Raw genomic sequence first — 11,333 nt, 5'->3', positions numbered from 1 at the left:
TCATCAGCCCGCCCATGGTCGGCGTGCCTTTTTTAGTCAGCAAATGCTTCTCTGGCCCGTCCTCGCGGATGGGCTGCCCCTTGCCCTGCTTCTTCTTGAGCCAGAAAATGAACCGCGGCCCAAGCAGGAAACAGATCATCAACGAAGTCACCAGGGCGCCGCCGCTTCGAAACGTCAGATACTGAAACAGGTTGAAAAACGTGAATTCCTTGGCCAGCGGAAAAAGCAGATAATAAAGCACGCGGTCACTTTCTTAACAGGTTTGCGCCGGGTACGGTGTTCCACGCATCGCGCAGCGCCCCGGCCATTTTGTACATATGGCTCCCGTGCGATCCTTTGGTTAGCACAAAATCGCCATGTTGTAATTCTTCCATCAGAATGGGCAGAAGCTCCATCGCCGAATTCACGTGCCTGCCCCGCATCTCGAACGGCAGTGTCTTGTACAGCGCCTCCATGCGGATGCCTGCCGTATAGACCTTATCGACACCGGCATTCATCAGATAGGGTGCCAGGTCCTTGTGCATTGCCAGCTCATGCTCGCCCAGTTCCAGCATGTCCCCCAGCACGGCGATACGCCGCCCCACGCCTTCCAGTCCGGCCAGCACCTCAAACGCCGCCTTCATAGAAGCCGGGCTGGCATTGTAACTGTCATCCATCAGCATGATATGGCGCGAACCGTCAAACAGTTCCGTCGGCAACCCGCGCCCTTCCTCCAGCTTCACGCGCGCCAGCGCGGCAATGCCGGGGGCAAGCTCTAGGCCCAATGCCTTCATCGCCGCCAGCACCGTCAGGGCATTGAGCGCAAAATGCTTTCCCGGGTGCGGCAATGTAAAATCCACCTCCTCACCCATCACATGCGCCCGCGCGTGCAGATGCCATCCATGCGCATAGGCATCCAGCAGCCTCACATCGGCTTTGGCATCCGTCCCGAACGACACTACCATTGCCCCGCGCTTATCCGCCTGTTTCTTCAGCCGCTCGAAATGAAGATTATCACGCGGCAGCACCGCCACCCCACCAGGCTCCAGCCCTTGCATGATTTCCGCTTTCGCATCGGCGATCCCTTCTACCGAGGCAAAATGCTCCAGATGCACGGCCTCCACCGCCGTGATCACCGCCACATGCGGCCGTGCCTGAACCGTAAGCGTGGCAATTTCGCCCGCATGGTTCATGCCCATTTCAATCACGCCATAGTCCGTCTCGCGCGGCATGCGCGCCAGCGTTAGCGGCACACCGTAATGGTTATTATAGTTACCATGCGTGGCATGCATGCTGCCATAGGCGCCGAGCGCCGCCGCCATCATGGCGCGGGTGGAGGTTTTACCCACGCTGCCGGTAATGCCGATCACCTTTCCATTCATGCGCGCGCGCGCCGCCTTGCCGAGCGCCTCCATACCTTTCATACTGTCCGCCACCAGCAATTGCGGCCTCTTCGCCTCCAGCGCCTGCTGCACCATGGCCGCGGCGGCGCCTTTCTCAAAAGCGGCGGCCACATAAGCATGCCCATCCAGATGCTCGCCCTTTAAGGCAATGAAGAGATCGCCTTTACCCATGCTGCGCGAATCGATCGACACGCCGCTTGCCTGCCAGTTATCGGCGCAGGTGCCGCCCGTGGCCGCTGCCGCTTCCTCCGCTGTCCAAAGCACCTTAGCCAAGTGCGGCCTCCTTTGCGTTTGCCGCATCCCGCGCCACCTGCACATCGTCAAACGGATGCTTCACCGTGCCGATAATCTGTTCTTTCTCATGCCCCTTCCCGGCAATCAGCACCACATCCCCCGCGCGGGCCATGCGCACGGCGGCCTGGATGGCTTCTGCCCTTCCGCCAATATCATGCACTTCAGCCACAGCGTGCCCCATTCCCGCCTTGACTGCGGCGCGAATGCTGGCGGCGTCCTCCGTGCGCGGATTATCGTCCGTCAGGATGGCCACATCCGCAAGCCGCCCGGCAATCTCGCCCATCAAGGGCCGCTTGATCGGGTCCCGGTCCCCGCCGCAGCCGAACACGGCAATCACCCGGGCGTTTTCGGCATGCAGCCTTACAGCCTTCAACACCTGCTCCAGCGCACCGGGCGTATGCGCATAATCCACCAGAACCACCGCCCCTTGCGGCGTCACCACCGCGCGCTGCATCCGCCCCGGCACGCCTTCTGCCTTTGGGAGGTAGCCAATCAGGGAATCAACCGGCTCCCCGCTTGCAGCCACCATGCCGAGCGCCGCCAGGAGGTTCATCACCTGAAACCGGCCAAGCAACGGCACGTCGGTGGTATAAACCGTGCCGAACAGGTTTAGCACCACCTCGGCCCCTTTGACATGCGGCCGCCACTCCACCAGCTCCAGCTCGGCTCCTTTAATATGCCCATACCCCCAGTGGCGTATACCCCGCTCACGGCACGCGGCTATCAGCGCCTCGCCCAGGGCATCCTCCAGGTTGATCACCGCCGTGCCGTCCTTCGGCAGCAATTCTTTGAACAACCTGGCTTTGGCCTCAAAATAAGCCTCCAGCGTACCGTGATAATCCAGATGATCCTGCGTCAGGTTGGTGAATGCTGCCGAAAATAGCCTCACCCCGTCAAGACGGTACTGATGCAGCCCATGGCTGGAAGCCTCCATCGCTACATGCTGCACCCCATGCCGCGCTAACGCCTGCAGGAGCTGGTGCAATGCCACGCTGCCCGGTGTGGTGTTGGCAATGGCCATATCCGTCAGCTCAACGGGCAGATTCCCCCCCCGAACCCCAACGGTACCGAAGGATGCCGCTTTTTTACCCTGCCATTCCCACAGGCTGCTGGTAAAATGCGCAACCGATGTCTTGCCGTCGGTTCCCGTCACCGCCGCAACATAATCCGGCTGCGGAGCATAGAAACGCGCGGCCAACTGAGCCAGCGCCATCCGTGGCTCATCGGCGGCCAGCAGGGTTACCCCGTCCGGCACCAGCGGAATGATATCCTCGATAACGTCCCGGTGCGCAAGAATAGCCACGGCCCCATAGCGAACGGCATCCCGGACATAATCCTGGCCTTTATGTGTACTGCCTGTCATGGCGGCAAACAGGGAACCAGGCCTTACCTGGCGTGAATCATCGGTCAGCCAAGCTATATCTGAGGTTGCGGAGCCTGGACGCGCTACATCAATGGCGATCCCCTCTACTAATTGTGGCAATAACATGCCTTAAACCCTATATATAGCATGATTCACTTATGCCCCAGCCAGCGCCGCGCGCAAGCAAAAATTAATGACACCCCTGCCATGCAACTGTTGCATTTATGCCACGAGCAGGGAGATTGTAGCCGCTTCCATGAGTAAATCCCATTTTTTTATGGTTTTTTAACTCCAGAAGGACAGATTGCGGCCATGGTCATGCCATAACCATGATATGAGGTAACCAATGCAACGTAACCTATTGAATACGCTGATGGCTGCTGCCCTGTGCAGCACTATTGCAGCATCCGCAGCCAACGCCCAGCTCATCACGCAGGACGTGGTTCGCACCAAAGACGGTCTCCCCGTTTACGACACCAACGGCGGCTGCGTCCGCACCAAGTGGGAAGGTGGCGATGCTAGCTGCGCCGACTCCCTCTCCCTGGAACAGCGCACCATTTATTTTGCTTTCGACTCCGCTAAGGTGGATGCCGTAGGCAAAGCGAAACTGGACCGCCTTTCCGGCCAAATCACCGGTAGCCGCAGCGTTCTCGGCGCTCGCATCGTTGGCTATGCTGACCCGATCGGCGATGCCAAATACAACCTGATGCTGTCCAAGCGTCGCGCTGAAGCCGTGGCTTACTACCTGGCTTCCAAAGGCGTTATCAACACCAGTGTGGCCGATGTTCGCGCCCTCGGTGAGAAAAGCGCCCGCGCTACCTGCCCGAAAAACCTGAAGCGCAAAGAGCGCATCGCGTGCCTGGCACCCGATCGCCGCGTGGAAGTGGAACTGGTTTACAGCAAATAGTTGTAACTCAGCTCGAATGCGAGGGCGCCCTTCGGGGCGCCCTTTTTTTATGCTTACGCAGCCAGGGCGGCATGGTAACAAATTGGCAATGCGCCTGGGTTACAATGACAATGGGAGAATGGCATGCTTGATAATTTCCTGAGCAGCAACGGCCGTACATCGCAAACCAGCGCTCACTGGGGGCTGGATAACATTGCCCCCATGCTCATGAACAAAGAAAATTACGACGGATTGCGCCGCCCTTACGAGAGTTTTGGCGAATGCATGCTCTTTTCCGAAGGTGGCGGCAAATCCTGCTATGCGGATTTCAAGGATAACCAGGCAGGGTTTGATCAGTTCGTAAAAGCCATGGAAGCCTATGGGTTTTTTGATAAGACTCATTGCAGGGCGGCCTTTCATCTGGCCTCCACCATGTTTCCGGAAGGCGACTTCTCCCAGTCCGCCGGTCAGGATGCCTTTGTCTATGTCTCGCCTGAGAAGCTTTACGTGGAATTTTTTGAAAACCCGCAGCCCATCATTTTTTTCGCCATGTTGCGCAAGGTAAATATGCTGAATGCCGACAGCGGCAAAGGAAACGCCCATGTCGCCACATGATGCCCTGACCACCATGCTGACCGAAATGGACAAGGCCGTGGACGCCTACGGCGCCATGCCGGATAAACAGGCCGTGACGGACAGGCTTTCCAGCCTTGCCCAGAACCTGCGCGGATTCTCGGCCGATGAAACATCTCCCGCCAACAATCCCGACTTCATGGATACGGCCAAACAGGCCTACCGTCAGCTTGCCCGCCTTGTTCACCCCGATGCCAATGGCAACTCCCCCGAGTCCCAGGAAACCATGGCGCAGGTAAACCTGGCCTATGGCGAATTGACAGCCCCTTCCCTCCCCGGCGGAATCGGCCAGGGCCAGGGCACCGGCCTGGGCACACCGGGCATGGATCCCTCCATGCAACAGGATAACAGCCCGTCCATGCCTCCCTTCAGCCCGGATGTAGAGCAGGATGCCACCACCGGCGACCGCGACTTCGGCATGGGCGGCTTCATGCACGGCGCGCTCAACGGGCTGGACCGGATGTTCCAGGGCATCAAACAAGGCGCAGCCACCGCCCATGATGGCCTGGGCGGCATCATCGATACGCTGGACAAAAACAGCAAAAAACCTCAGGACAGACATGCTATCCTGGGTAGTTTTGTGCAGGATATCGCCGACAAGGCGTTTGGAGCGGATGGCGGCTTCAATGGCCTGGGCGAAGCCGTCACCCGGCAATTGAACGACCGCCATGCGGAAAAACACGGCAAAAAACCGGCAGGAAAAACCGCCGAAACCGGCGATGCCCCCGATGCGGCGCCCAAACCCGCTGCGAAAACCGACCATGAAGCCTCCGCCACCATGCGCGCCTCGGCCAAATTATCCAAAAACATCGGCAACCTGACATCCGGCCTTGTCACGACCTTTGGCGGAAACACCGCCGATACCAAAAAAACGGTGCAAACCATCAATCAGGCATCGGGGCTGGTGGCCGAAGGCCTGAACCTTGCGGCCAACGTCAACGATTTGAAGCAATCCGCCAAAGGCATCAGCAGCATCCTCAAAAAATCCGCCGCCGCAACGGGCGACAAAACAACCGAACAAGTGGCACAGGTGGCAGGCGACGGCGTGGAAATAGCCGGTGAAGCCGCCCAATCCGCCATCGCACATGGAGATATTGTTCATGGCGCAACGGCTGGTGTCGGAGCAACCTTGAAAAAAATGAAGGTTAATGGGAACTTAGTAGACGCCAGCACGGGGCTTGCCAACATTGCAGCAGATGTAACCGATCTGCGGGTCGACCAGCTGGCGGGCGATGTGATTCAAACCGCCGAAAGCGGGGCCAAACTTGCCCAGGAACTCCCCATCGTCGGCGGCCTTTTCAAAGCAGCCGACAAGGTGCTGGGCTTCACCAAAAGCCTGGATAGCGCCGCCAAATTCCTGCAGGATCCCGTGGGCAACACGGTCAATGCCGTCAAGAATGTCGCCAATACCCTTCAAAACACCGTGACCAGTGCGGCGGATTTCCTCTCCAACCCCTTTGGCCTGTTAGGCGGCCAGAAAAAGGAAGGGAAAGAGGAAAAAGACGAGAGTGCCCAGCTTCTTCAGAAAGAAGAGAACAAGAAAAAACAAACCAGCATGGCCGCCGGGCATGGCGCCGCCATGGTCGCGGCTGACCTGAAGGCCGATGCCCAGGAAGCCGCCATGGAAGCCAAATTGCTTCCCGCCGGGCAAGGCGCCAACGCGCCGCAACTTGGCTCGGGCATGCCGCAAGTGGCCGGACTACTCGGCCCGGGCGACGCCATTGCCGTCACACCGGAGGATAACAGCCTGGCTGGCCAGCTCTTCGCCAAATTCGGCCAGCAGGAACAAGCTCCGGAAGGTTCTCTGCTTGAAGATGTTAACATGAATAGCGTCACGGTAAAAGCAGGCGCCCCGACCACCCCTGAAGCCATGCAGAAAAAGAATGAAAATGCGGCCACTAAGGCCAACATGGCCGCGCTCACCAGCGCCAGGAACGATGGAAATCCCTTTACCTGATAGCTACGCTGCTTAAGCCGCCTCGCCCTTCAACCGGCGCACCACCTTCTCCCGCCCGATCATCGGCAGCATGTTGCCCAGCTCCGGCCCGTGCTCACGGCCCGTCAGCGCCAGACGCAGCGGCATGAACAACTCCTTGCCCTTACGGCCCGTGCTTTGGGAGAGGCTCTGCGTCCATTCCTTCCAGGTCTGCTGGTTCCAGTCATTGGCGGGCAGCAGCTCGGCGGCTTGGGCGGTGAAGCCCGCATCGGCAATCACCGGCTTCAGCGGCTGGCGGCACACCTGCCACCATTCCGCCACTTCCGCCACTGTCTGGATGTTTGTGCGTACGGTCAGCCAGAAGGCCTCATCCACCTCGGCAAGCCCAAGCTCACCCAGGCGCGGCTTCACCTCGGCATAGGAGAAATGCGACACGATTTTGCCATTCAGGCGCCACAATTCCTTTTCATCGTAATTCGCGGGTGCGCGGCCAAAATGCTTGATGTCGAAATGCTCCACCAGCTCGGCCAGCGTCATGCGCGGCTCCACCGGTGCGGACGTGCCCAGACGCGCCAGCAGGCTACAGATGGACATGGCCTCAATGCCCTTGGCCTTCAACCCGCGCACGTCAAACCCGCCATCGCGTTTGGACATGCCGCCCTCGGCCGTCTTGATCAGCGCCAGGTGGGCCATCTGTGGCGGCTTAGCGCCCAGCGCTTCAAACAGCTGAATCTGCGCTGCACTGTTGGTCACATGGTCTTCACCGCGGATGATATGCGTGATGCTCAGTTCGGCATCATCCACCACGGATGACATGGTGTAGGTCGGCTTGCCGTCGGCGCGCAGCAGAATGGGATCGCCCAGATGGTCGGCATCGAAGCTGCTGCTGCCGCGCACAAGATCATCCCAGGTGATTTTGCCCGGCACCAGCTTGAAGCGCCAGTGCGGCACGCGACCTTCGGCTTCCAGCTTTGCCCGGTCGGCATCGCTCAGCTTCAGCGCGGCACGGTCATAAATCGGCGGCTTGCCGCTGCTGAGCTGGAATTTGCGCTTGGTCTCCAGTTCTTCCTGCGTCTCGTAGCAGGGGTAAAGACGGCTCGTGGCAATCAGATGCTGCTTGGCCTTCTCATAATTTTCGTAGCGGTCGCTCTGGCGGGCGAAACTGTCCCAGGTGAGGCCGAGCCATTTCATATCCTCGAAAATGGCTTCCTCATATTCCTTGGTCGATCGTTCCTCGTCCGTATCGTCCGAACGCAGCAAAAACTCACCACCCAGTTTTTTGGTAAACAGCCAGTTCACCAGCGCGGTGCGCACATTGCCGATATGCAGATAGCCGGTCGGGCTGGGGGCAAAACGTACTTTGGTCATAAAACGTCCGGAAAATTAGGTAAAACCGTGTCTAACCTAGGAGATACCCATTGGCAATGGGATAGCGCCGGTCCCGCCCGAAGGCCATGCGGGTGATCTTTGTCCCGGGCGCGGCTTGGCGGCGCTTGTATTCGGACAAATAAAGCATTCGTTCCACCCGCTTCACCGTTGCCGCATCCATGCCCGGCAACCCTGCCGCAACAATGGTTTCCGCACTCTCCTGCCGCTCAATCAGCCGCTCCAGGATGCCGTCCAGCACCTCATAGGGCGGCAGACTGTCCTGGTCCTTCTGCCCGGGCCGGAGTTCCGCCGTCGGCGCCTTGGTGAGGATGGCATCCGGTATCACCGGCCCCTTCGGCCCGGCAAAACCAGGCGCAATATGCGCGTTCCGCCACCGGCACAGCGCATAAACCATCATCTTGTAGATATCCTTGAGCGGATTGAACGCCCCGTTCATATCGCCATACAACGTGGCATAGCCGGTGGCCATTTCCGACTTGTTCCCCGTGGAAAGCAGCAGACTACCCCGCTTGTTGGAAAGCGCCATCAGCGTAACACCCCGAATACGCGACTGGATATTTTCTTCCGTCACATCCGCTGCCAACCCCTTGAACGGCATATGCAGCATGCCGGAGAAGGCCTCCACCGCCGGAATGATGGGAATCGTTTCAAGCCCAATGCCCAGCGCCCTGGCGCAGGTGGTGGCATCCTCCTTGCTTTCATCGGATGTATAGCGCGAAGGCAGCATTACCCCGCTCACCCTCTGCGCTCCCAGAGCATCCGTGGCGATCGCAGCCACCAGGGCGGAATCCACTCCGCCGGAAAGCCCCAGCACCACGTTGGAAAACCCGGTTTTCCGCACATAATCGCGTAACCCCGTGACCAGGGCGCGGTAGATCGCCTCCGCATCTTCCAGCTCAGGGGCCATGGTCCCTTTACTAGGAATCAGTCGCTCATCCCGCAGGTCGAAATGCACCCTCTCCTGCGCTTCCTCGAATGCAGGCAGCTGCATCACTACCTCTCCGTCCGCATTCATAACGAAGGAGCGCCCGTCAAACACCAGGTCATCCTGCCCGCCCACTTGGTTTACATACACCATGGGCACACCGGTCAGCTTCACCGCCCGCCGCGCGACATCCAGCCTTTCCGCATGTTTGGGCAAATCGAACGGAGATCCGTTAATGACGATCAGCAAGTGCGGTTTTTGCCGTGCCACATGGCGCACCGTTGCCTCGTCCCACACATCCTGGCACACCAGCACGCCTGCGCGCAGGCCTTGAAATTCCATTATCTCGGGCTTCGGCCCTGGTTCAAAATGGCGCATTTCATCAAACACACCAAAATTCGGCAGCGCGTGCTTATGAAAATGACGGGTGATGCTTCCCTTTTCCATCCATAGCGCGCTGTTATAGCGTTTCGCCCCCGCCATCCATAGCCCGCCCGTCAGCAGGGGTGTGCCTTTCACATGTCTGGCCAGTGCGGCCGACTCCATCACCGCGCTTTGCTGAAATGCCCCACGCAGCACAAGATCTTCCAGCGGGTAGCCGGTCAGCGCCATTTCACTGGTCACCGCCAGGTCCGCTCCGGCGGTTAATGCCTGTTCATAAGCAGCCACCAGCATCGCCCGGTTGGCCGCAAGCCTGCCCACATATGGGTTGCGCTGAATAAGAGCAATGGAAAGCGTTTGTTTCATTACGGATTTTTAATGTAAAAGCGCCATGGAATAATCGAAAAACTATCCCCCAGCGGCGAGAAAAGATTGATGAGACTGGCCGCTTAACTTAGTATGCCGCTCCTTACGTTCAATCAAGCAAAGGAAGAAACCATGCTTCGCCAAACGATTTCCATGCTCGCGCTTGCTGCGACATTGGCCCTGCCCATCGCTGCCCATGCAGGCAGCACTAACGATGCCGTGTCGGATGCATTTGGCGGACGCGTGATTGACGCGCGCGGCAACTGCGTACGCACCAAATGGGACAACCCCAACGATGTGTGCGGCGCCACGGCTCCTAAAATCGAGAAAGTGGAAACCGTGCAGAAAAAAGTGGTTGTGGAAGCCCCGACCAAGGAACTGCGCAAGGGCGACCTGACGGTGTACTTTGATTTCGATAAATCCAACCTGACCGGCGAATCCACCGGCAAGCTCGACCGCCTGGCCGACCTGCTGAAACAGGACGTGACGGTAAAAGGCGCAAAAATTGTTGGCTACACCGATTCCATCGGCAAGGACAGCTACAACCAGAAACTCTCCGAGAAACGCGCCAAAGTGGTGGAAGATTACATCCACAAGCGGGGCTACCTGGGCGAAACCACCCCGGAAGTCCGTGCCTTCGGCCCGCAAAACCCGGTTGCCAACTGCGATGGCATCAAGAAACGCAAAGAGCTGATCGAGTGCAAAGCACCGGATCGCCGCGTGGAAATCGAAATCCAATACGTTCAGTAACCTGAACCGATTGGAAAAAGGAAAGGCCGCCCCTCGGGGCGGCCTTTTTTATTTAGTGACTTCCGCAAGAGACGCAATCAGACAAATACCTATATGGACTGCGTCAATTTAGGCACCGCATCGAACAGATCCGCCACCAGCCCGTAATCCGCCACTTCAAAAATCGGCGCATTCTCATCCTTGTTGATGGCCACGATCACCTTGCTGTCCTTCATCCCGGCCAGATGCTGAATGGCACCGGAAATACCTACCGCTACATAAAGCTCGGGCGCAACCACCTTGCCCGTTTGCCCCACCTGCCAGTCATTGGGCGCATAGCCCGCATCCACCGCCGCGCGCGAGGCGCCGATGGCCGCCCCCAGCTTATCGGCTAATGCCTCAATCAGCGCAAAATTCTCGCGGCTTCCCATCGCCCGCCCGCCGGATACCACCCGGCCGGCATTGGTCAACTCCGGCCGTTCGGATTTGGTTGCTTCCAGCTTGATGAAGCGTGACAGGCCCGTTGCGGCAGGCGCCGTCACCGCTTCCACCGGCGCAGGCGCGGCAGCAGGCTTTGCCGCCTCAAATGCCGTCTTGCGCACAGACATCACCACCACCTTATCTTTCGTCTGGACCGTGGCAATCGCATTGCCCGCATAAATGGGCCGCTTGAAGGTGGTGCCGTCAATCACGGCAATCGCATCGGAGATCATCGCCACATCCAAAAGCGCCGCCACGCGCGGCAGGATATTCTTGCCGAAGCTCGTGGCCGTTGCCAGCACATAGCCGTAATTCGCAGCAATGCCCATAATGACGCCGGTCACATCTTCCGCGCCCTGCGCGGCCAGATGCGGCGCATCCGCAAGCAGCACTTTGGTGACGCCATTCAGGCTGCCGGCTTGCTTGGCCACGGCATCCACGCCGCTGCCCACCACCAGCACATGCGCCTTCTGCTTCAGCTCGGACGCCGCGCTGACCGCATGCGCCGTAGCCGGGGAAAGCTGCTTGCCGTCATGTTCGGCCAGAATCAGAATATCGCCCATAATCTC

General features: G+C 58.9%; 10 protein-coding genes. 4 read left to right on the top strand and 6 right to left on the bottom strand.

Annotated features, from left to right (window positions below; genetic code table 11):
• The 3 genes from mraY to GC177_03685 form a co-directional block, all read right to left on the bottom strand.
• Positions 1-241 (bottom strand): phospho-N-acetylmuramoyl-pentapeptide-transferase (mraY, locus tag GC177_03695; GenBank protein ID MBI1275057.1); only part of this gene is annotated, 241 nt, incomplete at its 3' end.
• A 4-nt stretch (positions 242-245) separates the two neighbouring features.
• Positions 246-1,706, bottom strand: a complete 1,461-nt coding sequence (murF, locus tag GC177_03690) for a UDP-N-acetylmuramoyl-tripeptide--D-alanyl-D-alanine ligase (protein ID MBI1275056.1) — start codon at positions 1,704-1,706, stop codon at positions 246-248.
• Positions 1,648-3,165 carry a UDP-N-acetylmuramoyl-L-alanyl-D-glutamate--2,6-diaminopimelate ligase gene (locus GC177_03685; protein MBI1275055.1) on the bottom strand — a complete coding sequence of 506 codons (1,518 nt, stop codon included), beginning with the start codon at positions 3,163-3,165 and terminating at the stop codon, positions 1,648-1,650. Before GC177_03685 ends, murF begins: the two co-directional genes overlap by 59 nt.
• A gap of 220 nt (positions 3,166-3,385) precedes the next feature.
• On the opposite strand from GC177_03685, the gene GC177_03680 reads away from it, so the two are divergent.
• From GC177_03680 to GC177_03670, 3 genes are all read left to right on the top strand, one after another.
• On the top strand, positions 3,386-3,946 hold the full coding sequence (locus GC177_03680; protein MBI1275054.1) for an OmpA family protein: 561 nt from the start codon (positions 3,386-3,388) through the stop codon (positions 3,944-3,946).
• 123 nt (positions 3,947-4,069) lie between these two features.
• Complete coding sequence (locus GC177_03675) at positions 4,070-4,540, top strand: hypothetical protein (protein MBI1275053.1); 471 nt, start codon at positions 4,070-4,072, stop codon at positions 4,538-4,540.
• Positions 4,500-6,515: a DnaJ domain-containing protein gene (locus tag GC177_03670; GenBank protein ID MBI1275052.1), complete on the top strand. Its 2,016-nt coding sequence runs from the start codon at positions 4,500-4,502 to the stop codon at positions 6,513-6,515. The genes GC177_03675 and GC177_03670 overlap by 41 nt, the downstream gene beginning before the upstream one ends.
• A gap of 12 nt (positions 6,516-6,527) precedes the next feature.
• Here GC177_03670 and GC177_03665 read toward each other — a convergent pair whose 3' ends face one another.
• Both GC177_03665 and GC177_03660 read right to left on the bottom strand, forming a co-directional pair.
• Positions 6,528-7,862 carry a glutamate--tRNA ligase gene (locus GC177_03665; GenBank protein ID MBI1275051.1) on the bottom strand — a complete coding sequence of 445 codons (1,335 nt, stop codon included), beginning with the start codon at positions 7,860-7,862 and terminating at the stop codon, positions 6,528-6,530.
• A 31-nt stretch (positions 7,863-7,893) separates the two neighbouring features.
• A complete protein-coding gene (locus GC177_03660) occupies positions 7,894-9,555 on the bottom strand; it encodes an NAD+ synthase (protein ID MBI1275050.1) in 1,662 nt (553 codons plus the stop codon).
• Positions 9,556-9,648: 93 nt separating this feature from the next.
• Here GC177_03660 and GC177_03655 point away from each other — a divergent pair, with 93 nt between their 5' ends.
• On the top strand, positions 9,649-10,305 hold the full coding sequence (locus GC177_03655) for an OmpA family protein (protein MBI1275049.1): 657 nt from the start codon (positions 9,649-9,651) through the stop codon (positions 10,303-10,305).
• Positions 10,306-10,394: 89 nt separating this feature from the next.
• Here the strand turns inward: GC177_03655 and GC177_03650 are convergent, their stop codons facing one another.
• Positions 10,395-11,327: an electron transfer flavoprotein subunit alpha/FixB family protein gene (locus tag GC177_03650; protein ID MBI1275048.1), complete on the bottom strand. Its 933-nt coding sequence runs from the start codon at positions 11,325-11,327 to the stop codon at positions 10,395-10,397.
• Positions 11,328-11,333: the final 6 nt, after the last annotated feature.

The organism is bacterium (assembly GCA_016124905.1).
GTDB lineage: Bacteria > Pseudomonadota > Alphaproteobacteria > Rickettsiales > RI-342 > RI-342.
This window is presented reverse-complemented; position numbering and strand designations above follow the sequence as displayed.